A 22,376-nucleotide genomic window follows, 5' to 3' on the forward strand; every position below is an offset into this window, starting at 1 on the left:
GCGCCGGTCAGGCGGCGCGATTGGTCTGGGCAAGATCGACCTGCAGGAACGCCGGCAGGCTTTTCGGCCCGTCATCGCGGCTCTGTGGCAGGTATGATCCAGGCGGCAGAGCGGCAAGCGGCATGCCCGCCGAAGCCAGGGCATAGGGGCTGATGCGATGCCTGGTGCACAGCCCGTCAGCCCCGTCGTTGATCAGCGCCTGCTCGAATTCCAGCCCTTGTGAGTACCCTTCCGACCGGACGACTTCGGCAACCGCCAGCTGCCCGCCGCCTAGATCGAGCACCAGCGGGGTGCCGAGTGGCACGTCGAGCAGCCCCTCGATCCCCGCCCCCGTCCGCGACAGGTTGCGCATGACCACTTCGTAACGGTGATCTTCGTGGATCACCCCTACCCGGCGAAAGGTCGATCGCCGATCCGCCCGATGCTTGGCGGGGCCTTCGGGTTCGAACTGAAGACCGCCCTCGAGCAGCCGCTCGAGTAGAGCGTCGTGCGTCAGCGCCTTTGAGAAGATGTAGCCCTGGATATGGCTCGCGCCGAGCTTGGTGATCAGGTCGAGTTCGTCCATCGCCTCGACCCCTTCGGCCACGGTTTCCATCTTCAGCGCGCGCGCCAGGCTGACGATGGCGGTGATGATCGCCGCGTTGTTGTTCTCGTCTTCGGTCAGCCCGGCGACAAAGCTGCGGTCGATCTTGATCTTGTCGAGCGGCGCGCTGCTGAGATAGCCCAGCGACGAATAGCCGGTGCCGAAATCGTCGAGAGCGAGCCGGACCCCGATCTTCTTCAGGGCCTTGAGCATGATACCCGTGCCCTGCGGATCGCCCAGAAAGACGCTCTCGGTGATTTCCAGCTCCAGACGCTCGGGCTCCAGTCCCGACCGGTCGAGGACCGCGCGCACTACCTTGGGCACGTCGGTTCCGGAAAACTGGATCGCGGACACGTTGACCGCGACCCGCAGCGAGTGCGGCCATTCGACCGCGTCGCGGCAAGCGCGCCTGAGCACCCATTCGCCGAGCCCGTTGATGAGGTTGGTTTCTTCGGCCACGGGAATGAATTCAGCCGGGCTGATCCAGCCGCGTTCCGGGTGATTCCACCGGACCAGCGCCTCCAGCGCGGTCACCTTGTGATCGCTGGTGCGCACGATCGGCTGGTAATGCAGTTCCAGCTGGTCGGACTGGATCGCGTCGCGCAGATCCTCCTCGATCTGGCGGCGGAGCCGTGCGCCATCCTTCAGTTCGCTGGAGAAGAACCGGTACTGCCCGCGCCCCCCGCCCTTGGCCGCGTACAGCGCCAGGTCGGCGCTGCTGACCAGTTCGTCGGTATCGATCCCGTCGTAGGGCGCGATCGCGATTCCGACCGAAGTGCCGATGATCGCCCGGCTGCCATCGAGCGAATATGGCTGGGAGATCATCTGGATCACGCTGTTGGCAATCTCGCCCAGCCGGCCGCGGTCATCGATGTCGGGAAGCATTACCTGGAATTCGTCGCCGCCCAGGCGGCCGATCTCGCCCTTGCCACCGACGATCCGTTCCAGCCGCTGCGCCACCTGCTTCAGCAATTCGTCGCCCGCCGGATGACCGAGCGTGTCGTTCACCTGCTTGAAGCGATCGAGGTCGAGCATCATCAACGCGCAGCTGCGCTTGGCCGCCTTGTACGCGATGAGCGTGGCGGTCAGACGCTTGCTCATCCGGTGACGGTTGGCGAGCCCGGTCAGCGAATCGTACTGGGCGAGACGCGAGGCATCGCGCTGGCTTTCGCGTACCGCCGTGATGTCTTTGGCGCTGCCGCGATAGCCCAGGAATTCGTTTTCGCGATCGAGTTGCGGCTTGGCGCAGATCGACCACCAGCGCTCCGTCCCCGCCACGGAGACGCGCACGGGCATGTCGGAGATGGTGCTGCGCGCGCGGAGCTGAAAGGCGAATGGCCGCTCCGCGCGGTCCTCGTCTTCCAGTTCATCGGGCAGGAACAGCGCGGTGAGCGGCGTGCCGAGCATCTGCTCGGGTTCCTGGCCCAGCCGGTGCGCCGCGCTGGCGGACAGGTAGCTCAGCTTGCCTTCGGCGTCAGTCGCCCAGAACCAGCCCAGCTCCGACTCCTCGAACTGATCGAGCAGCGCCAGCCGATCGACATCGGCCGCGCTGGGCGAGCGCGCCGCCCCGCCGCTGCGGTCGCTGTTCCTGCGCGAAAAGATGCCGTTAAGTGCCACGTCTCTCCAAACCTGCGACTGGGACCCGTGACCGTTTCCCGGCCTTGGCATGTCGCTTAGCGAACATGCCTAACCAAATTGCTAATGCTCACGCCGATCGTCGAAGTTCGCGGCGCACCGGGGGCGGCGGTTCGACCGCCAGCGCGACCAGCGTGCCCGAAGCGTCACGTTCAAGCGGGGCGGAGAATTCGACGCCCAGCCTGTCCTCCGCGCTCCAGCGCGCGGTCGCGGTGACGCTCAACCCCTCCGACAGCAGGATGCGAAAGATCGTCCCGGGCGGCACGTTCCACAGCCCCTCCACCAGCGCTCCGGTGGAGGAGATATTGCGAATGGTTCCGTTGTAGTGCTGCCCGCCGTGCTCCAGCAGCACCTTGCGCAGCATCATGTGGCGCGATGCGCGGGCCGAACGCGGCCCCTTGGCGACGGCGGCCAGCCCGGTAGCGAGGCGCCGCGTCGCTGCGCCTGCATCGAGCGCGCGCTCGTAGATGAAGCCCTGCACATGGCTGCAGCCATACATCCGCACCAGATCGAGTTCGTCGAGGGTTTCCACGCCTTCGGCCGTCGTATCCATGCCCAGCGCCTGCGCGAGACCGGTGATCGAGGCGATAATCGCCCCGTTGCGGCTGCCCGGCTCGGTCGCCCCGCGAACGAAGCTCTGGTCGATCTTGATCTTGTCGAACGGCGCTTTCTTCAGGTAGCCGAGCGAGGAATAGCCGGTGCCGAAGTCGTCGAGCGCCAGCCGCACGCCCACCGCCTTCAGCGCGGCGAACATCGCGTCCGTGCCGGCGTCATCGTTAAGGAAAACGCTCTCGGTGATCTCCAGCTCGAGCCGCGAGGGCGTGATCCCGGCGCGCTCGATCGCGCTGGCGACAATAGCGGGCAGCGCGGGGTTGGCGAACTGCAGCGGCGACACGTTAACCGCGCACCGCACGTTTTCGGGCCAGGTGGCGAGGTCCCGGCAAGCGGCGTGAATGGCCCATTCGCCGATCTTGCCGATGAGGCCCGACTCCTCGGCAACGGGGATGAACTTTGCGGGGGACAACCAGCCGCGCACCGGATGCCGCCAGCGCAGCAGCGCCTCGAACCCGGCGATCTTCTCGGTCGCCGTGTGGACCACCGGCTGGTAGTGCAATTCCAGCCCGCCTTGCGTGATCGCGTCGCGCAAGTCCTGTTCCAGCCGGCTGCGCTCCTCGGCGTCGGAATGGAGGTCGGCCGAATAGAAGTGCAGCCGCCCCCGCCCGCCATCCTTGGCGGCGTAAAGGGCAAGGTCGGCGTTGCGGATCAGCGCTTCGCTGGTCACGCCGTCCTCGGGCGACAAGGCGATGCCGATCGAGGCGCCGATTACTACGCGCTGTCCATCGATGGAGTAGGGCTGCGACAGCGATGCGATCATATCCTGCGCAAGCTGGCTGAGCTGGCCCCGCTCGATGCGTCCGGGGATGATGACCTGGAACTCGTCACCCCCGAGGCGGCCGACGAGCCCCATCTTTCCGACGGAACATTCCAGCCGCTGGGCTACCTGTTTCAGCAAGGCATCCCCCGCCGGGTGGCCCAGCGTATCGTTGACATGCTTGAACCGGTCGAGATCGAGCAGGAAAACGCGGCAATCGCGGTGCATCTCGAGCGGCGCGGTCAGGATCTTCTCGAGGCTCTGCGACATCTGGAATCGGTTGGCGAGACCGGTAAGCGAATCGAAATGTGCCAGGCGTGAGGCGTGCTCAGCGCTCTTGCGCTTCTCGGTCAGGTCCGTGCCCGACCCGCGGAAACCGCAGAAGTTATCAAACTCGTCGAAGATGGGCCGGCCGTTGATCGACCACCAGCGTTCCTCCGCCTCGGTACCGGCGCGCACCGCCAGGTCGCTGAAGGCGGAGCGGGCGGTCAGATGGAACAACAGAGTGCGTTCGCCCTCGCGCTTGTCGCTTTCAAGGTTGAACAGCTCGGCCAGAGGGCGTCCGGTCAACTCCGCGTCGTCGCGGCCCAGCGTGCGGGCGACGCTGTGCGAGACATAGGTGATCTGCCCCCGGCGATCGGTTTCCCAGAACCAGCCCTGGCCGGTTTCCTCGTAATCGTGGAGGATGTCCTCGGCGCGGTGGCGGACCCGCTCCAGCGCCTGCTGGCGTTCCTCCTCCGCGCGATTGATGCGGGCCTGGTAGCGCGTCACCAGCACCATGACCGCGATGCCCGCGCCGGTCGCCCCGATCGCCGCCAGCGACCCGTCCATGAGCGCGAAGACGCCCCACAAGACCGCCTTGCCGGCAAAAATCAGGGTCAGCCGGTTGCCCAGCAACGCGGTGGACACCGCCGTCAGCGAGACCAGCGTCGCCACGCCCCAGTGGTACGCCAGCCCCCCGCTCAGCATCCAATGTCCGAACGCCGCCGAGGTCAGCGCGATTGGCAGGAGGACGGCTATCAACAGCAGCCCCAGCGATGCGGGCGAGCGCTGGGGCAACCGTTCTTCAAGCCCCATCAGCCAACCCGCACCGCCGACGATGGCGCATGCCAGCGCCGCCCAGACCACGCTGAGAAATGGCGGCACCGACCGTCCTGCGACAGCGGCGAACACCAGCGCGCAGACAACGAACACCGCCACCCGGGTCCACTGGCGCGGAATCTGGCACCCTCGCACGTGGGCCGGCGCTTCGCGCGCGGGTCTGCTGCGCCGTGAGCGACGCCGCGCCTCCCCTTCCCGGCGCGACGGTGCCGGCATGGCTTGCCCCGACGCAGAGCGCGCGCCTTCACCGGGCACTTCCCCGGGTGGAGCTGCCAGCAGCGCCTGCGCTCGTTCGCCTACCATGGATGTGCTTGTGAGCGCGGGCGCTTGATAATGTGTTAAGACGAGCGTGCGGGCGATGCGGTTTCAGCCTGCAGAAAGCGCTGACATTAATGGTTAACCGCGCCTTGCGCAGCAGCCTGCCGGCTCGCTTGCCAAGCACCGCGGCGCCGTGCATGAATCGCGCCCATCAAGTCGCCACGGGAGAGAGCGATGAGCGGCCAGCTGGAAAACGAAGCGGCGCAGTCAACCACGGCACTGGGCCCCATGGTCGGCCTGGTGCGTGAGGATTTCACGGGCGCGGTAGCGCTGCTCCTGCGGGAAACCGCCAGCGATCCGGCGCGCACGATGCGCCATGCCCGGGCGATGAGCGAGGACGTGCTCCAGATCGTCACCGGCAACAGCGACCTTGCGCCCGATCCCAAGGACAAGCGGTTCAAGGACCCGGCGTGGACCTTCAACCCGTTTCTGAAGGCCAGCGCGCAGTATTATCTCGCGATGCAGAAAGGCATGAAGAACTGGCTGGAGGAGCTGGCGCTCGACGCGCTGGAACGCGACCGGGCGAACTTCATCAGCCAGATCATCATCGATGCGCTGGCCCCGACCAATACGCTGCTCGGCAACCCGGCCGCGCAAAAGCGCGTGGTCGACAGCGGCGGGCTGTCGCTGATCAAGGGGCTGAAGAACGCCTACACCGACATGGTCCACAACAAGGGCATGGTGTCGCAGGTGGACAAGCGACCGTTCAAGCTGGGCGAGAACGTCGCCACCACGCCGGGTCAGGTGGTGCTGCGGACCGAAATGATTGAGCTGATCCAGTACGCGCCGACCACCGATCAGGTCTATGCGGTGCCGCAGCTGACCATCCCGCCGCAGATCAACAAGATGTATATCAACGACCTGTCTCCGGACAAATCGGTGGTGAAGTATCAGGTCGATGCCGGCATCCAGACTTTCGTGATCAGCTGGAAGAACCCCACGAAGGAACAGGGTTCCTGGGGCATGGGCGATTACGTCGCCAGCTGCCGCGAGGCGATGGAAGCGGTGGCGGCCATTACCGGCAGCGACATGGTGAACGTGTCCGCCGGGTGTTCGGGCGGGCAGACGGCCGCGGTCCTGGCGAGCCAGCTGGCGGCGGACGGCAGCCACCTGCTCGGCGCGCTCACGCTGATGGTGTGCGTGCTCCACCCGCAACATGGCGATATCGAAGCCGGCGCGCTGATGACCGACAACGGCCTCGCGCTGGCTCGGAAGCGCGCGGCGAAGGGCGGGATCATCAGGGGCGACGACCTCTCGCGCGGATTCGCCTGGCTGCGGCCCAACGACCTGATCTGGAACTACGTCGTCAACAACTACCTGCTGGGTGACGATCCGCCCGCGTTCGACGTGCTGTTCTGGAACTCCGATGCGACCAATCTGTCCGCCACGCTGATGGGCGATTTCCTCACCCTGTCCGAAACGCTCGCCTTCACCAGGAAGGGCGAGGTCGAGATGGCCGGCCACATGATCGACCTGTCGAAGGTCGACGCCGACCTGTTCATTCTTGGCGGAGTGACCGATCACATCACCCCGTGGCGCGCGACGTACCGCTCCACCCAGTTATTCGGTTCCGGCCAGGTGACTTACGTGCTCAGCCAGTCGGGCCACATGCAGGCGATCCTCAACCCGCCCGGCAATCCCAAGGCCAGGTACTACGTCCAGCAGGCCGACGGTCCCCTGCCCGCCACGGCCGAGGAGTGGCTGGAGGGCGCACATGAAGTCGCCGGATCATGGTGGCCGTTCTGGATCGAATGGCTCCAGCAGCGGTCGGGCGAACGAACCGCTGCGCCCGAAACGCTGGGCGGTGAAGGTTTCGCGGCGACCGATCCCGCTCCCGGGCGTTACGTCCTCGAACAAGCCTGAAGGACTTAGCTGCCGTGACTGATCCGATGACCACCGCCCACGTTCGCCTGATGCAAGTGGGGGGGCGCGAATTGCGGGTCGCCACCTGGCGGCTCGACATGCCCTCCGACCACCTGCCAGTGCTGTTCTTCAATGGCATCGGGGCCAACATCGAAGCGGTCGCGCCGCTGGCCGAAGCGCTTGACGACCGGGGTTTCGTGATGTTCGATATGCCCGGGGTCGGCGGCTCTCCCGAACCCACACTGCCGTACACGCCCGTGACCATGAGCCGCACTGCCGCCAAGCTGCTCGACCAGCTGGGCATGGATGAAGTCGACGTCATGGGGGTCAGCTGGGGCGGCGCCATGGCGCAGCATTTCGCCTTGCAGCACGGCGGGCGCGTGCGCCGGCTGATCCTGTGCGCCACCACCGCCGGCATGCTGATGGTGCCCGGCAGTCCGGCGGCGCTGAGTAAGATGGTGGATCCGCGCCGTTACGTGGACGCCGCTTTCATGGAGAAGCACTTTGCCACCCTGTATGGCGATGCGCTGGGCAAGACCGCCGGCAAATCCTCGCACATCGGCAGGCTCACCCCGCCCACCCGGCGCGGGTACATCTACCAGCTGCTCGCGATGGTTGGCTGGACCAGCGCGCCTGCCCTGCCCTTCCTTCGCAAGCCGACGCTGATCATGATGGGGGACGAGGACGCGATCGTGCCGCTGATCAACGGACGCTTCCTGCACGCGCTGATCCGCGGCAGCGACCTCGAAATCTTCGAAGGCGGCGGACACCTGTTCCTGCTCAGCCACCGCGAACAGTCGGTCTCGTGCATCCGCACATTCCTCGATCGTCCGCTGCTTGAGGAGCACGGGCACGAGGAGAACAGGCAGGCCGCATGACCCGCCACCTCGCGATCGTCGGCTCGGGCCCCGCGGGGTACTACACGGCGGGGGCCGCGCAGAAGAAATGGGGCGACGATGTGCGGGTGGACGTGTTCGACACCCTGCCGGTGCCGTTCGGCCTGATCCGCACCGGGGTCGCGCCCGATCACCAGTCGATCAAGGGCGTGAGCCGCCGGTACGAGACGACCGCGCTGTCCGACAACGTGCGCTTCGTCGGCAACGTAACCATCGGCCAGGACGTGACCGTTGAGGAGCTGCAAGGCCTCTACGACGCGGTGGTGTTCGCCACCGGCGCGCCGCACGACAAGCCGCTCGGCCTGCCGGGGGAGGACCTGGCCAACGTGTTCGGCAGCGCGGCGTTCGTCGGCTGGTACAATGGCCACCCGCAGTTCGCGCAGCTCGATCCCGACCTGTCAGGCAAGTCGGCGGTGGTGATCGGTATGGGCAACGTCGCGCTCGATGTGGCGCGCATCCTCTCCAAGACGGAGGACGAATTCGCCGGCAGCGATATCGTCAACCATGCGCTTGAGGCGCTGAAGGCCTCGCGGCTCACCACCGTCACCATCGTCGGCCGCCGCGGGCCGCACCAGATCATGATGACGCCCAAGGAACTGGGCGAACTGATGCACCTGTCGCGCGCCGCCCCGCGCGTCGATCCAGCCGACCTGCCCGCGCCGGAGGATGATGCGATCCTGGAGCCGGGCCTGCGCAAGTCCGTCGGCCACCTGCGCAGCTTCGCCGCGATCCCGGAGAGCGAGCGGGCGGACAAGGCGGTCGAGATCGACTTCGATATGTTCGCCTCCCCCGTACGGCTGATCGGCACCGGGAAAGTCGAGGGCGTCGAGGTCGAACGCACGCGCGTGGAAGCCGGCCGCGCGGTCGGCACGGGCGAGACGTATGTGATACCCGCCGACCTGGTGGTCGCCTGCATCGGCTACCGCAGCTCGCCCATTCCCGGCGTGCCGTTCGACGAGCGGGCCGGCAAGTTTGCGAACGACGAGGGGCGCATCCTTCCAGGTCTCTACGCGGTCGGCTGGGCGCGGCGCGGGCCAACCGGCACGATCGGCACCAACCGCCCCGACGGGTTCGGGGTGATCGACCGGATTGCCGAGGACCTCGCCAGTGGCGCACTTGGCACCGCGGCCCGCCAAGGCCGCGCCGGGTTCGACGCGTTGGCCGAGGAGCGCCAGCTCGATATCGTCACGTTCCGCGACTGGAAAAAGATCGAGGAGGCCGAGGCCCAGGCCGCGCGCGAAGGCGCTCCGCGTGAAAAGTTCGTCGACATCGCCAGCATGATCCGCGCGCGCGGGTAAGCCCGTCAGGGCGCTGGACTCACCAGTTGCAATATGAGACCGTCCGCTCCGGAGAGAGGAGCACAAACATGCCCACATTCGACCTGATCATCCGCGGCGGCACCATCGTCGATGGCACCGGCCATGACCGCTTCACCGGCGACATCGCGATCAAGAACGGGCTGATCGCGCAGGTCGGCACGGTGCACGGGGACGCAGCTGAGGAGATCGCCGCCGACGGGATGATCGTCACGCCCGGCTTCGTCGACATCCACACGCATTACGATGGTCAGGCGACCTGGGACCGCGAGATGGCGCCCTCAAGCTGGCACGGGGTGACGACGGTGGTGATGGGCAACTGCGGTGTCGGCTTCGCGCCCGCACATCCCGATCGTCACAACTGGCTGATCGGCCTGATGGAAGGGGTGGAGGACATCCCCGGCACAGCGCTCGCCGAAGGGATGAAGTGGAACTGGGAGTCCTTCCCCGAATACCTCGACGCGCTGGAGGAACTGCCCCGCACGGTCGATGTCGGCACCCACGTGCCGCACGGCGCGGTGCGTGCTTATGTGCTGGGCGACCGCGAAAGGCCGGGCGCTGTGCCCACGGCGGAAGACATCGAGGCGATGGGCAAGATCGTCGAGGAAGGCGTCCGCGCCGGCGCGCTCGGCTTCTCCACGTCGCGCACAGTGCTCCATCGCTCGATCGACGGGGAAGTCGTTCCCGGCACCACCGCCACGGCGGAGGAACTGGTCGGCATTGGCCGCGCCATGGGCCGCGCCGGTCACGGCGTGTTCGAGATGGCCAGCGACATGATGCGGGAGTGGGACGAATTCGGCTGGATGGGCCAGCTCAGCCGCGAGACAGGGCTGCCGGTCACCTTCGCCGCGCTGCAATCGATCGCCAAGGAGCTCCCGCTCGAAGAACAGATCGCCACCATGCGCGCGGAAAACGACAACGGCGCAAACATCGTTGCCCAGATCGCGCTGCGCGGCAACGGCATCGTGATGGCATGGCAGGGCACGGTGCACCCGTTCCGCCTGAAGCCAAGCTGGCAGGCGATCGCCGACCTGCCGTGGGACGAGCAAAAGGCCCGGCTGCTCGATCCCGCGTTCAAGGCGCGGCTGCTGGCTGAGGAAAATGACTTCAGCGAGGTCAACCAGGACATCATCGGCCTGATCATGGTCGTCACCGGCGGTTGGACGATGCAGTTCGAGATGGATCCCGATTTCGATTACGAGCCGCAGGTGGATGCCAGCATCGCCACCCGCGCCGCGGCGGCCGGGACCACCCCGGAAGAATATGCCTACGACCTGCTGTGCCGGGACGACGGCAAGGGGTTCATCTATTTGCCGTTGCTCAACTACGCCGACGGCAATCTAGACTTCCTGGAGGAGCTGCAGGCGGCGGATGACACGGTGAACTCGCTGTCCGACGGCGGGGCGCACTGCGGCACGATCTGCGATGCGGCCAGCCCCACGTTCATGCTCCAGCACTGGGTGCGCGATCGCAAGCGGGCCAAAGATCGTCCGAACGGCCGGCTGACAATCGAACACGCCGTGAAACGCCAGTGCCTCGATACCGCGCGGTTGTACGGGCTGGAGGACCGCGGGGTGATCGCCCCCGGCTATCTGGCCGATCTCAACGTGATCGACATGGAACGGCTCAAGCTCGGCAAGCCGTGGCTTGCGTTCGACCTGCCGGCGGGCGGCAAGCGGCTGCTGCAAAAGGCGGAAGGATACGTCTGCACGATCAAGAACGGACGGGTGACCTTCCGCGAAGGCGTGTGGACCGGGGAAGCACCCGGCGGTTTGATCCGCGGACCGCAGCGCGCCACGCTGGCGGAAGCCGCCGAATGAAGGGAATCGTCACGGGCGCCGCGCCCTCCACGCTCGACGCGCTCACGCTGGCCGATCTTCCCGACGCACCCGAGCCGGGACCGGGCGAGATCACTGTGCGCCTACGGGCCAGTTCGCTCAACTTCCACGATCTCGCGGTGGTTTCGGGCATGATCCCCGCGCCGCAGGGCCGCGTGCCCATGTCGGACGGCGCGGGCGAAGTGATCGCGGTGGGGGGCGACGACACCGGCTTCGCGGTCGGCGACATCGCGCTCAGCCTGTTTTTCCCCGGCTGGCAGGACGGGCGCGACGTGCCCTACGCCGCGCAGCGGATGGTGCCGGGTGACAGCACGGACGGCTACGCGCGCGAAGTGGTCACCCGCCCCGCATCGTGGTTCACCCGCGCGCCCGCCGGCTATACCGCGGCCGAGGCGGCCACCCTGACCTGTGCCGGCCTCACCGCCTGGCGCGCGCTGTTCGTCGACACGCAGACCAAGCCCGGCGATACCGTATTGGTCCAGGGCAGCGGAGGCGTGTCGGTGTTCGCGCTTCAGCTCGCCAAGGCTGCCGGGGCCCGCGTGATCGCCACCAGCTCAAGCGGCGAGAAGCTGGAGCGGCTGCGCGATCTCGGCGCCGACGAACTGATCAACTACAAGGAAACGCCCGCCTGGGGCCCGCTCGCGATGCAGCTGACCGGCGGCCGCGGGGTGGACACCGTGGTCGAGGTCGGCGGTCCCGGCACTCTTGACCAGTCGATGCTGGCAGCGCGGGTCGGCGGACACATCGCCCTGCTGGGCGTGCTGACCGGCGTGGCCGGCCCGGTGCAGACCGCGCTGTTGTTCTCCAAGAACCTGACCGTGCAGGGCCTGACCGTCGGCAGCCGAGCCCAACAGCTCGGCCTGATCGCGGCATTGGAAGCGAACGGCATCAAGCCGGTGATCAGCGACACGTTCGAACTGGCGGACCTAGCCGATGCGTTCCGGCACCAAATCGCCAACAAGCACTTCGGCAAGATCGCCGTGAGAATCTGACAGCCGTCATCCCGGCGGGAGCTGGGATCTCATGCCCCAAGCACGGCGCCTGCCGGCACGAGGCCCCAGCCTGCGCTGGGGCCACGCGGCGTCCCAGCGCGTCATCACACCCGCATCGGCATCAGCACGTACAGCGCGGGGCTGTTCTCGTCCTGACGGATCAGCGTGGGCGCGCCCGGGTCGGCGAGGTGCAGTTCCACCGTGTCGCCGTCGATCTGGTGGAGAATGTCCTTCAGGTAATTGGCGTTGAACCCGATCTCCATCCCGTCGGAACGGTAGTCGGCCGGGACTTCCTCGGCCGCGGTGCCGTTGTCGGGCGAGGTGACCGACAGCGTGACCTTGTCGTTCTCCAGACCCATCTTGACCGCACGGGTCTTTTCGGTGGCGATGGTCGCCACCCGGTCCACGCCGGCGTAGAAGCTTTTCGGGTCGAGCTTCAGCAGCTTGTCATTCCCGGTCGGGATCACCCGACTGTAATCCGGGAACGTGCCGTCGATCAGCTTGCTGGTCAGCACCACTCCGCCTTCGCCGCCCAGGGTGAAGCGGATCTTGCTCGCGGACAGGTCGATCTGGACATTGCCGTCCAGCGCTTCCTCAAGCAGCTTGCGCAATTCGGCCACGGCTTTGCGCGGCACGATCACGTCAGGCATCCCTTCCGCGCCATCGGGCCGGGGGATGGTGAAGCGGGCCAGGCGGTGGCCGTCGGTCGCGGCGGCCTTCAGCACCGGCTGCTCATCGTCCGAGACATGCAGGAAAATGCCGTTAAGGTAATACCGCGTCTCTTCGGTCGAGATCGCAAAGCGCGTGCGGTCGATCAGTTCGGCCAGCGTCTTGGCCGGCAGTTCGAAGCTGGTCGGCAGGTCGCCTTCGACGATCACCGGGAAATCGTCGCGCGGCAGGGTCGGCAGGGAGAACCGGCTGCGCCCCGCCTTCACCGTCATCCGGTTCTCGGCCGTCTCCAGGCTGACCTGGCTGCCTTCCTGCAGCTTGCGCGCGATATCGAACAACAGGTGCGCCGATACGGTGATCGCGCCGGACTGTTCGACGCTGGCGGCGGCCATGTTCTCCACCACCTGCAGGTCGAGGTCGGTCGCCATGACTTTCAGCGTGCCGCCATCGGATGCGTCGAGCAGCACGTTCGACAGGATCGGGATCGTGTTGCGGCGCTCCACCACCGATTGCACGTGGGACAGGCAGCGCAGCAGCGTCGCGCGTTCGATCGTGGCTTTCATCGGATCCTACTCTTACCCCTCACGCGCCCTACGAACGCGGGCGCCGGAAATTGCCCGGATATCCTTAGCGGGGAGGCGGCTGTGGGCAAGGATCAAGCCCGCGCCCTGACCCCCTCTGGCCGATTCCCTTGGGGATAAGCCGCTACGACAGCATCGCCATGCCGCCGTTGACGTGAAGCGTCTGCCCGGTGACATAGCCGGCCTCGCGGCTGGCGAGATATGCGACCGCGGCACCGATGTCCTCGCCCTCTCCCATCCGGCCCATCGGGATCCGGCCGTTGAGCGCTTCCTTCTGCGCATCGGGCAGCTGGTCGGTCATGGCGGTGCGGATGAAGCCGGGAGCCACGCAGTTGACGGTGATCCCACGGCTGGCGACCTCCTGCGCCAGCGCCTTGGACATCGCGGTCAGTCCGCCCTTGGCCGCGGCGTAATTGGCCTGGCCCGGGTTGCCCGTCGCGCCGACGACGCTGGTGATGGTGACGATCCGTCCGAACCGCGCCTTCATCATCGGCTTGCACGATGCGCGCATCAGCCGGAACGCGGCCTCCAGATTGATCCGGATCACCTGGTCCCACTCGTCATCCTTCATCCGCATGGTCAGGTTGTCGCGGGTGATGCCCGCATTGTTGACCAGGATGTCGAGCTTGCCGAAGGTGTCGATCGCTGCCGGGATCAATTCCTCGACCTGCGTGGTGTTCGACAGGTCGCAGGTGATCTCGACATGATCGAGGTGCGATTCGGCGATCAGTTCCTCGCGAAACGCGCGCAGTTTCGCGCTGTTGGAACCCGACAGCGCCAGCCGCGCCCCCTGGCGTGACAGGCTCCGCGCGATTGCCGATCCGATCCCGCCGCTGGCTCCGGTGACCAGCGCCGTCATCCCTTCAAGGTTGAACATCATCCGATTTCCTTCGCCAATGCCTCGATGTCAGCCATCGTCACCACGCTGGTGACCTTGGCTTCCGGATCGATCCGCCCGATCATCGGGCCGAGCACCTTCCCGCCAACCTCCACGAACTCTTCGACCCCCGCTTCCCGCATCGAGAGGACGCTTTCACGCCAGCGGACGCGGCCGCATACCTGTTCGACCAGCAGGCTCCGCTCCTGGTCAGGTTCAATCACTTGTGCGGCAAGGACGTTGGCATAAACGGGCAGCCGGAAAGCCTGAGGCGGCACTTTTGCAAGCGCCTCGGCCATCGCGTCCGCCGCCGGCTGCATCAGATCGCAGTGGAACGGCGCTGAAACCGGCAGCAGCACCCCCCGCTTGATGCCGTGGTCTTTCACCATCGCGACGGCCCGCTCGATCGCCTCCCGGTGCCCGGACAGCACCACCTGCGTTGGGTCGTTGTCGTTGGCGACCTGGCAGACCTGCCCCTCGGCGGCCGCCTCGGCGAGTGCCTGCGCCTTGTCCAGATCAGCGCCCAGCAAGGCGCACATCGCCCCCACTCCGACCGGCACCGCCGCCTGCATCGCCTGCCCGCGCAGCTTCAGCAGCCGGGCCGTATCGGCGAGCGAGAACGCGCCGACCGAACACAGCGCGGTGTATTCGCCCAGGCTATGCCCCGCTACGCAATCGGCCGCCTGGGTCAGCGTAATTCCGCCTTCCTTTTCAAGCACTCGCAGGACCGCCATGGCATGCGCCATGATCGCGGGCTGAGCGTTTTCGGTCAGGGTCAGCTGGTCTTCGGGACCGTCCGACATGATGGCGAACAGCTTCTGGCCGAGTGCGTCGTCGGCCTCCTCGAACACCTCGCGCGCGATCTGGCTCGACTGCGCCAGTTCGGTGCCCATGCCTACTTTCTGGCTGCCTTGCCCCGGAAAGACGAACGCTCTCATCGTGATCTCCTCTGGCCGGTGCGACTATGCGCGGCGGGCACTCGCGGCAAGACCGAAGGGGACGATCCGGTTCGCCGGATGGTGCCCGACCTCGGCGCGGCCGAGGTACGGAATATCGGCGGAAGCACACCAGTAGCGCGCGATATCCTCTGCCTCGCTACCGAACGGCCGATCGTTTTCGGGTACCGCGGTCACCATTCCCAACCGCAGGCCGGCCACCCCGTGCAAATGAGCGACCAGGTGGAAAAACAGCCGGTCGATCGCATAAAGATGCTCGGCCACCTCCTCGACGATCACCACGTGCCCCGTAAGATCCGGCATCAGCGGAGTGCCGGTCAGCGCTGTCAGGGTGATGAGGTTGAAGGCGACCGAGGGCCGCTCATCCAGGCCCGGCTCCAGCGTCCGATCGTCGCCCGCAAACCATGCCAGCGCCCGGCGGATCGCCTCCTCGCCCCCGGCCGAGGCGACGTTTCCGACCATCGGCCCGTGTACCGGACGACCAATGCCAGCCTTGTACAACCCAGCCAGCACGAACCCGCAGTCGGAAAAGCCGACAAAGGACTTGCGCGCCGCTGCCTCATTCATTCCCGCGATCGCCGGAAGCGCGATGCGATTGGAGCCATAGCCCCCGCGCGCAAACCACACCGCATCCGCACGGGGATCGTTGGCGCTTTCGATCAGGGCTGCAAGGCGCTGGTCATCCGGCCCGGCAAAGTGTCCTGCGGCAGCAAAGCATTGATCGTGGAAATCGAGCGTCAGGCCCGGAAACTCGGCGGCGGCAAGCGCGGTGACCTTTTCGGCCATGTCGCGGGTGATCGGGGTGGCCGGGGCGCAGATGGCGATGCGGGTCATTGCTGCAGGCCTAGCAGCCGCTTCACAAGTTGTGCATCCCCGACTACGCACCGGGGCGCATCATGGATACACCGCTCAAACCATCCGCCCGCCCCTGGTTCTTCTGCGGTATCGGCGGATCGGGAATGCTGCCGCTGGCGCAGATCGTCCAGGGTCTCGGCGGCACAGTGGCAGGGTCCGACCGCAGCCGGGATCAAGGCCGGACACCAGACAAGTTCGCGTGGCTGGCGAATCACGGTTTCGCGCTTTTTCCCCAAGACGGCAGCGGCGTCACCAGCCCGGATCAGGTCGTGGTCGCCAGCGCGGCGGTCGAGGATACGGTCCCCGAGATCGTCAGGGCGCGCGCACTCGGCTGCGACCGCATGACCCGTGCCGAGCTCAATTCAGCGCTGTTCAATGCCGCGCCGGCATCGGTCGCGATCGCGGGCACCAGCGGCAAGAGCACCGTCACCGCCATGCTGGGCTGGATTTTTCATTCCGCCGGGCGAGCGCCGACCATCATGAACGGCGCGGTGATGAAGAACTTCGCCTCGGCGGAGAACCCCTTCGCCAGCGCGCATGTCGGTGGGTCCGAGCTATACGTCAGCGAAGTAGACGAGAGCGACGGATCGATCGCGTTGTATCGGCCGACGGTGGGGGTGCTGCTCAACGTCAGCCTTGACCACAAGAGCATGGATGAGTTGCGCCTGCTTTTCGCTGACTTTCTGCGCGCATCGGCGACCTGCGCGGTCAACCTCGATGATCCCGAGGTGAAGGCGCTCGCGCAGGGACTGGGTGCGATCACTTTTGGCGTCTCAGACCCCTCGGCAAGGATCTCGGTAGAACCAGGTTCGGCCGACTACGGAATGTCAGGCCTGAGTGCGGTCGTGACCGATGGCAGTGACGGGTCCGCGGACCGGCTAAGTCTGGCGATGCCGGGACGGCACAACCTGGCAAACGCGCTCGCGGCTATTGCCGGTGCGGCGGCGGCGGGGGTTGCGCCAAGCGAGGCCGTCGCGGCGCTCAGTTCGTTCAGGGGGCTCGCTCGCCGGTTCGATGTGATCGGCACGAGTCCGGGCGGCATTACCGTGATCGACGACTTTGGACACAACCCCGAGAAGTGCGCCGCGACCTTGCGTACGCTGAAGCAACATTCCGGGCGGGTGATCGCGTTCTTTCAGCCCCACGGTTATGGTCCCCTGCGACAGATGGGGCGCGAACTCGCTGACACCTTTGCACGAGAGCTTGGACCTGATGACGTGACGATCATCTGCGACCCGGTCTACTTCGGCGGCACTGTGGACCGCAGCGGCGGATCGCAAGATGTGGTCGCCGCGATCTCTGCGGCGGACCGCTCCGCCGAATACATTGCAGAGCGTGCGGCGGTGGCCGATCGCATCGCGGCCATTGCGCGCGACGGCGACCGGATCGCGATCATGGGTGCGCGGGATGACACTTTGACCGAGTTCGCGCGAAACCTGCTGGCCCGCCTCAGGTGACGACGCTCAGTGCGCTTCGGCTTCCTTGCCGACGCCGTGCCCCATCCGCAGCACTTTGTGCATGACGAACACGATGAGCATGCCGAGAGCAAGGCCGACCAGCGCCGATATCGCTGCGTAAGTGAGCCATCCGGCGACCCCGGCGAACGCGCCGGTAGCCTCCTCGACCGCGTGCTGCGCCCCATGCGCCAGATCCGAGGGCGCGTGCAAATTAAGCTCATGCAGCCCATGAAGGACGATGCCGCCGCCTACCCACAGCATGGCGATCGTCCCGATCAACGACAGCGCGGTCAGCAATATGGGCATTGCTTTGAGCAACGCCCGGCCAATTGCCTGCGCGCTCGTCGAGGCTCGCTCAGTCATGTGCAGGCCCACATCGTCCATCTTCACGATCAGCGCCACAGCGCCATAGACGATCGCGGTGATCGCGATGCCCACCGCTGCGAGGGCGATAGCGCGGGTCCAGAAGCTGTCTGTCTGGGTGGCGACCTCGTTCAGCGCGATGGCCATGATCTCGGCCGAAAGGATCAGGTCCGTCCGGATGGCGCCGGCAATCCGCTCCTGCTCGAACTTCGCGGGATCGTCGATCGCATCCTCAAGCGTCTTGCCGTGCTTTTCCCCGCCAAGCTTCTCCAGTACCTTTTCCGCACCCTCGAACGCGAGATAGCTGCCGCCCAGGATCAGAATGTAGGTGATCGCCTGGGGCAGCAGCCAGCTCAGCAAGAGCGCCCCCGGCAGCAGGAACAGCAGCTTGTTCTTCAAACTGCCCTGCGCGATCTTGGCGATGATCGGCAATTCGCGCGAGGGATGAAGGCCGGTCACGTAGGACGGCGTGACCGCCGCATCGTCGATGACCACGCCCGCAGCTTTGGTCCCCGCCTTGCCTACGGCAACACCGACATCGTCGATCGACGCCGCTGCGACCCGCGCGATGACCGAAATGTCGTCAAGCAAAGCAACCAGTCCGCCGGGCATTCTGTTCTCCTTGTCCGGCGGCGCCTGCCCCGTCCCAGCCAAGCGCACAAGCCTTGCTTTTGTGCCGCAGGGCGCTATGTGCGCCGCTTCTCCGGGCCGAGCCTTGGGATGGAAGAAAGCCGGAGGGGCCCCTGCGATCCGCGCGGGATGTGCCAGCGATCGGTAACAACAAGGACGTGAGACATGGCTCTTTACGAGCACATTTTTCTCGCGCGTCAGGATCTGAGCCAAGCTCAGGTCGATGCACTGGCCGCGACGGCCACCGAGATCGTCGAAGCAAACGACGGCAAGGTGACCAAGACCGAGACCTGGGGTCTCAAGAATCTCGCCTACAAGATCGACCGCAACCGTAAGGCGCACTTCGTGCTGCTGAACATCGAGGGCCCTGGCGCCGTCGTGGCCGAGCTTGAGCGCCAGACCCGGATCAACGAAGACATCATCCGCTACCTCACCGTACGCGTCGAAGAGCACGAAGGTGGCCCGAGCGTGATGATGCGCAAGAGTGACCGCGATCGCAAGCCGCGTCGCGACCGTGAGGAGCGCGACTGATGGCCCGCCCGTTTTTCCGCCGCCGCAAGTCGTGCCCGTTCTCGGGCAAGAATGCGCCGAAGATCGATTATAAGGACGTGCGCCTGCTGCAGGGCTTCATGTCCGAACGCGGCAAGATCGTGCCGTCCCGCATTACTGCCGTGTCCGGCAAGAAGCAGCGTGAGCTCGCCACCGCGATCAAGCGTTCGCGCCAGATCGGCCTGCTTCCCTACATCGTGAAGTAAGGAGCGCGCTGACAATGGATATCATCCTGCTCGAACGCGTCGCCAATCTGGGCGCCATGGGCGATGTCGTGACCGTCAAGGACGGCTACGCCCGCAACTACCTGCTGCCGCAAAAGAAGGCGCTGCGCGCCAACGATGCGAACCGCAAGGTCTACGAAGCCAACCGCGAGCGTCTCGAGACCGAGAACGCGAACCGCCGCGGCGACGCCGAGAAAGCCGGCGAGAGCCTGGCAGGCGCCGAGATCGTCCTGATCCGTTCGTCGTCAAACGCTGGCCAGCTGTACGGCTCGGTCAGTGTCCGCGACGTGGTCCAGGGCCTCGAAGCTGGCGGCCACAAGGTGGACAAGCGTCAGGTCGTCTTGGGTCACCCGATCAAGACGCTCGGCATCCACGACATCACTATCGCCCTGCACCCTGAAGTGCACGTGACGGTGAAGGCGAACGTCGCCCGTTCGGACGACGAGGCCGAACTCCAGCGCCAGGGCGTCGATGTGATCGGCGCGATGGCTGAGGAAGAGCGCGGCGAGAGCGAAGGCTTCACCGAAGCCGTCGACAAGTCGCTTGAACCCGGCGAAATTCCCGCCGATCTCCTGGAAGAGCGCGCGGAAGCCAGCGAAAGCTGAGCCGGTTCTGCATGAGCATTCAAAGGGGCGCCGGGATCACCGGCGCCCCTTTTTTATGTGCAGTGCGTTAGCGCGACGGCCGCATAAGCCAGACCGCGGCACGATACTCCCGCTCAGCAGTAGGGTTGGCGAAGGAGATTTTTGCCGTGCCCATCAAGCTCAAGCCGCTCAGCCAGCAAACCATCGTGATCACGGGCGCTTCGTCAGGTATCGGACTTGCCACCGCACGACGCGCGGCGCGCGAAGGCGCAGCGGTGATGATGGTCTCCCGCAACCGAGAAGCCCTCGAACAGGCAGCAGCCGACATCCGGGCTGACGGTGGCCGCGCCGCCGTGTGCGTGGAGGACATCTCGGATGCCGGATGGGCGGACCGCGTGGGCGAGGCAGCGACGCGCGAATTCGGCGGTTTCGACAGCTGGGTCAACGACGCGGCCGTCGCGATGTACGGCGAGTTGAAGGATGTCTCCCTGGAAGAGCACCGCCGGGTCTTCGACGTCGGCTATTTTGGAACGGTTACGGGTTCGCTCTACGGGAGCAAGACGCTCCGCGATCGGGGCGGCGGGGCGCTGATCAATGTCGGTTCGGTCCTGTCCGAGCGCTCGGTGCTGTTGCAGGGCCCCTATTGCGCCATGAAGCATGCGGTGCTCGGCTTTACCGAATCCCTGCGGATGGAGCTCGAACGGGACGACGCCGGCGTGTCCGTTACCCTTATCAAGCCCAATGGCATCGACACGCCGTATCCCGAGCATGCGCGCAACAAGATGGACCGTCCGGCGGCGATCCCGCCAATATTGTACGATCCCGAACTCGTCGCGAAGGCGATCTGCTTTGCCTGCGCCAACCCAAAGCGAGAGCTGGTGGTCGGCGGGCAAGGGTTCATGATCACGAAGCTAGGCAACCTGATGCCGGGCGTGACCGACGTCATCATGGAACGATTCATGGGCGAATCGGCGCAGACCAGCAGCGTGCCGCCGGAGCCAGGGGCGAAGGACAACCTGTTCGAGCCGCGAGAGGATGGCCGGGTCCACTCCAACCAGAACAACCGGGTCCGCAAGACCAGTCTTGCACTAGAGGCGCAGATGCACCCCCTGACCACGACCGCTCTCGGCCTGGGCCTCGCTGCCGCGACTGTCGCTGTCGGCCTGATCCGTCCGCGCCAGTCCCGCGGCGGCTAGGCGCACAACTGCGCTAGGATTGCACGCGCGGCCGCGCTAACGGCGGATGATGCAATCGGTTGATATGATACTCACCCAGTTGAGCGAGCTATACACGCGCGCGGTGAACACCCTGCGCGAAGACATCGTCGCTTATGCGCGCAGCGGCGCCCTGCCCGCGTCCGGGCGGCGGATGGACGGCAGCTATGCCTATCCTGAACTGCGCATCCGCTTTGCCGGCGGCGAAGCGGCGCAAGGCCGCGGCCGCGCCTTCGGGCGGCTCAACGCACCGGGGGTGTACGCAACGACGGTCACCCGGCCGGCGTTGTTCGAAGATTACCTGCGCGAACAGCTACAGCATATCACCGGCGACTATACCGTGGAGATGGAGGTGCGGCCGTCGCGGCAGGAAATCCCCTTCCCCTACGTGCTAGACGGTGCTGCGGGCGCGGAAATGGCGGGGATTAGCCCGCAGGATCTCGCACGGCATTTTCCGGCCACCGAGTTGGCGCTGATCGGCGACGAACTAGCCGACGGGATCGACCTGAACATCGGCGACACTATCCCGCTGTCGCTGTTCGACGGGCTCCGGACAGACTTCTCGCTGGCGCGTCTGGCGCACTACACGGGCACGCGGATCGAGGATTTTCAGCGCTATATCCTGTTCACCAATTATCACCGCTACGTTGACGAGTTCGTGGACTGGGCGGCTGATCAGTTGGGCGAGAACGGCTCTGTGGCCCTTGCCGGGGCGGGCGGACTCATGCTGACGGAGCGCCGTGCCAACGCACGGCTCCAGCTGTCGGATACCGCGTGGCGGCGGCACCAGATGCCCGCTTATCACCTGATCGGTGAGAACCGATCCGGCATTACTTTGGTCAACATCGGCGTCGGGCCGTCGAACGCGAAGACGATCACCGATCACTTGGCCGTGCTCCGTCCGGAAGCATGGCTGATGATCGGCCACTGCGGCGGTTTGCGCCCCACCCAGAAAATCGGCGATTACGTGCTCGCCCACGCGTATCTTCGCGACGATCACGTGCTTGACCCGGTTCTCCCGCCGGAGATCCCGCTGCCGGCGATCGCCGAAGTGCAGCAAGCACTCTACGGCGCGGCCGAAGAAGTGAGCGGCGCTCACGGCGCCGACCTCAAGCAGCGCATGCGCACGGGGACCGTGGTCACCACCGACGATCGCAATTGGGAACTGCAGTACACGCAGTCGGCCCGCCGCATGTCCCTTTCGCGCGCGGTCGGGGTCGACATGGAAAGCGCCACCATCGCCGGCCAGGGATACCGCTTCCGGGTCCCCTACGGCACGCTACTGTGCGTCAGCGACAAACCGCTGCATGGAGAAATCAAGCTGCCTGGCCAGGCGAACAAGTTTTATGAAGAGGCGATCGCCGCCCACTTGCAGATCGGCGTGACCGCCTGCCGCCGGCTGCGTGACGAAGGCGACCGGCTGCACAGCCGCAAGCTGCGGGCATTCAACGAGCCGCCCTTTAGATAAGGAGGTCTGCGTGGCGGCGTGATATGTCACCTGCC

General features: G+C 66.0%; 18 protein-coding genes. 11 read left to right on the forward strand and 7 right to left on the reverse strand.

The window, feature by feature from the left end; all coding sequences use genetic code 11:
* Positions 1–7 precede the first annotated feature (7 nt).
* A complete protein-coding gene (locus E0504_RS09505; RefSeq protein ID WP_207912411.1) occupies positions 8–2,200 on the reverse strand; it encodes an EAL domain-containing protein in 2,193 nt (730 codons plus the stop codon).
* An 88-nt stretch (positions 2,201–2,288) separates the two neighbouring features.
* Positions 2,289–4,907: an EAL domain-containing protein gene (locus E0504_RS09510; RefSeq protein ID WP_131623395.1), complete on the reverse strand. Its 2,619-nt coding sequence runs from the start codon at positions 4,905–4,907 to the stop codon at positions 2,289–2,291.
* A 276-nt stretch (positions 4,908–5,183) separates the two neighbouring features.
* Between E0504_RS09510 and E0504_RS09515 the strand changes: the two genes are divergently transcribed.
* The 5 genes from E0504_RS09515 (at position 5,184) to E0504_RS09535 (ending at position 11,914) form a co-directional block, all read left to right on the forward strand.
* Entirely contained in the window at positions 5,184–6,872 is a 1,689-nt protein-coding gene (locus E0504_RS09515) for an alpha/beta hydrolase (protein ID WP_131623397.1), read from the forward strand.
* A 14-nt stretch (positions 6,873–6,886) separates the two neighbouring features.
* Positions 6,887–7,750 (forward strand): alpha/beta fold hydrolase, encoded by an 864-nt coding sequence (locus tag E0504_RS09520; RefSeq protein WP_207912414.1) that lies wholly within the window; start codon positions 6,887–6,889, stop codon positions 7,748–7,750.
* On the forward strand, positions 7,747–9,066 hold the full coding sequence (locus E0504_RS09525; protein ID WP_131623399.1) for an FAD-dependent oxidoreductase: 1,320 nt from the start codon (positions 7,747–7,749) through the stop codon (positions 9,064–9,066). The genes E0504_RS09520 and E0504_RS09525 overlap by 4 nt, the downstream gene beginning before the upstream one ends.
* 68 nt (positions 9,067–9,134) lie before the next feature.
* Entirely contained in the window at positions 9,135–10,904 is a 1,770-nt protein-coding gene (locus E0504_RS09530) for an amidohydrolase family protein (RefSeq protein ID WP_131623401.1), read from the forward strand.
* Entirely contained in the window at positions 10,901–11,914 is a 1,014-nt protein-coding gene (locus tag E0504_RS09535) for an NAD(P)-dependent alcohol dehydrogenase (RefSeq protein WP_131623403.1), read from the forward strand. Before E0504_RS09530 ends, E0504_RS09535 begins: the two co-directional genes overlap by 4 nt.
* A 104-nt stretch (positions 11,915–12,018) precedes the next feature.
* Here E0504_RS09535 and dnaN read toward each other — a convergent pair whose 3' ends face one another.
* The 4 genes from dnaN to E0504_RS09555 all read right to left on the reverse strand — a co-directional run bounded on the left by dnaN (position 12,019) and on the right by E0504_RS09555 (position 15,831).
* A complete protein-coding gene (dnaN, locus tag E0504_RS09540) occupies positions 12,019–13,146 on the reverse strand; it encodes a DNA polymerase III subunit beta (RefSeq protein ID WP_131623405.1) in 1,128 nt (375 codons plus the stop codon).
* A gap of 142 nt (positions 13,147–13,288) precedes the next feature.
* Positions 13,289–14,041: a 3-oxoacyl-[acyl-carrier-protein] reductase gene (fabG, locus tag E0504_RS09545; RefSeq protein WP_131623923.1), complete on the reverse strand. Its 753-nt coding sequence runs from the start codon at positions 14,039–14,041 to the stop codon at positions 13,289–13,291.
* Positions 14,041–14,979: an ACP S-malonyltransferase gene (gene fabD / locus E0504_RS09550; protein WP_131623407.1), complete on the reverse strand. Its 939-nt coding sequence runs from the start codon at positions 14,977–14,979 to the stop codon at positions 14,041–14,043. The genes fabG and fabD overlap by 1 nt, the downstream gene beginning before the upstream one ends.
* Positions 14,980–15,003: 24 nt before the next feature.
* Complete coding sequence (locus tag E0504_RS09555; protein ID WP_131623409.1) at positions 15,004–15,831, reverse strand: LD-carboxypeptidase; 828 nt, start codon at positions 15,829–15,831, stop codon at positions 15,004–15,006.
* 62 nt (positions 15,832–15,893) lie between these two features.
* Here E0504_RS09555 and E0504_RS09560 point away from each other — a divergent pair, with 62 nt between their 5' ends.
* On the forward strand, positions 15,894–17,309 hold the full coding sequence (locus tag E0504_RS09560; RefSeq protein ID WP_131623411.1) for a glutamate ligase domain-containing protein: 1,416 nt from the start codon (positions 15,894–15,896) through the stop codon (positions 17,307–17,309).
* A 6-nt stretch (positions 17,310–17,315) separates the two neighbouring features.
* Here the strand turns inward: E0504_RS09560 and E0504_RS09565 are convergent, their stop codons facing one another.
* A complete protein-coding gene (locus E0504_RS09565; RefSeq protein ID WP_131623413.1) occupies positions 17,316–18,284 on the reverse strand; it encodes a DUF808 domain-containing protein in 969 nt (322 codons plus the stop codon).
* A gap of 183 nt (positions 18,285–18,467) precedes the next feature.
* Between E0504_RS09565 and rpsF the strand changes: the two genes are divergently transcribed.
* The 5 genes from rpsF to E0504_RS09590 all read left to right on the forward strand — a co-directional run bounded on the left by rpsF (position 18,468) and on the right by E0504_RS09590 (position 22,341).
* A complete protein-coding gene (rpsF, locus tag E0504_RS09570; RefSeq protein WP_131623415.1) occupies positions 18,468–18,833 on the forward strand; it encodes a 30S ribosomal protein S6 in 366 nt (121 codons plus the stop codon).
* On the forward strand, positions 18,833–19,057 hold the full coding sequence (rpsR, locus tag E0504_RS09575) for a 30S ribosomal protein S18 (RefSeq protein WP_126175369.1): 225 nt from the start codon (positions 18,833–18,835) through the stop codon (positions 19,055–19,057). Before rpsF ends, rpsR begins: the two co-directional genes overlap by 1 nt.
* 14 nt (positions 19,058–19,071) lie before the next feature.
* Complete coding sequence (gene rplI / locus E0504_RS09580) at positions 19,072–19,680, forward strand: 50S ribosomal protein L9 (RefSeq protein ID WP_131623417.1); 609 nt, start codon at positions 19,072–19,074, stop codon at positions 19,678–19,680.
* A gap of 146 nt (positions 19,681–19,826) precedes the next feature.
* Positions 19,827–20,855 (forward strand): SDR family oxidoreductase, encoded by a 1,029-nt coding sequence (locus E0504_RS09585; protein ID WP_131623419.1) that lies wholly within the window; start codon positions 19,827–19,829, stop codon positions 20,853–20,855.
* A gap of 49 nt (positions 20,856–20,904) precedes the next feature.
* Complete coding sequence (locus E0504_RS09590) at positions 20,905–22,341, forward strand: AMP nucleosidase (RefSeq protein WP_131623925.1); 1,437 nt, start codon at positions 20,905–20,907, stop codon at positions 22,339–22,341.
* The last annotated feature ends 35 nt before the right edge of the window (positions 22,342–22,376 follow it).

It is taken from the genome of Parafrankia sp. BMG5.11 (assembly GCF_004337455.1).

Bases quoted from the DNA above. Each gene is read 5' to 3' on its own strand.
- E0504_RS09510 (WP_131623395.1), bottom strand. From the start codon at position 4,907: ATGCCGGCACCGTCGCGCCGGGAAGGGGAGGCGCGGCGTCGCTCACGG.
- E0504_RS09515 (WP_131623397.1), top strand. From the start codon at position 5,184: ATGAGCGGCCAGCTGGAAAACGAAGCGGCGCAGTCAACCACGGCACTG.
- E0504_RS09525 (WP_131623399.1), top strand. From the start codon at position 7,747: ATGACCCGCCACCTCGCGATCGTCGGCTCGGGCCCCGCGGGGTACTAC.
- E0504_RS09530 (WP_131623401.1), top strand. From the start codon at position 9,135: ATGCCCACATTCGACCTGATCATCCGCGGCGGCACCATCGTCGATGGC.
- E0504_RS09535 (WP_131623403.1), top strand. From the start codon at position 10,901: ATGAAGGGAATCGTCACGGGCGCCGCGCCCTCCACGCTCGACGCGCTC.
- dnaN (WP_131623405.1), bottom strand. From the start codon at position 13,146: ATGAAAGCCACGATCGAACGCGCGACGCTGCTGCGCTGCCTGTCCCAC.
- fabG (WP_131623923.1), bottom strand. From the start codon at position 14,041: ATGTTCAACCTTGAAGGGATGACGGCGCTGGTCACCGGAGCCAGCGGC.
- fabD (WP_131623407.1), bottom strand. From the start codon at position 14,979: ATGAGAGCGTTCGTCTTTCCGGGGCAAGGCAGCCAGAAAGTAGGCATG.
- E0504_RS09555 (WP_131623409.1), bottom strand. From the start codon at position 15,831: ATGACCCGCATCGCCATCTGCGCCCCGGCCACCCCGATCACCCGCGAC.
- E0504_RS09560 (WP_131623411.1), top strand. From the start codon at position 15,894: ATGGATACACCGCTCAAACCATCCGCCCGCCCCTGGTTCTTCTGCGGT.
- E0504_RS09565 (WP_131623413.1), bottom strand. From the start codon at position 18,284: ATGCCCGGCGGACTGGTTGCTTTGCTTGACGACATTTCGGTCATCGCG.
- rpsF (WP_131623415.1), top strand. From the start codon at position 18,468: ATGGCTCTTTACGAGCACATTTTTCTCGCGCGTCAGGATCTGAGCCAA.
- rpsR (WP_126175369.1), top strand. From the start codon at position 18,833: ATGGCCCGCCCGTTTTTCCGCCGCCGCAAGTCGTGCCCGTTCTCGGGC.
- rplI (WP_131623417.1), top strand. From the start codon at position 19,072: ATGGATATCATCCTGCTCGAACGCGTCGCCAATCTGGGCGCCATGGGC.
- E0504_RS09590 (WP_131623925.1), top strand. From the start codon at position 20,905: ATGCAATCGGTTGATATGATACTCACCCAGTTGAGCGAGCTATACACG.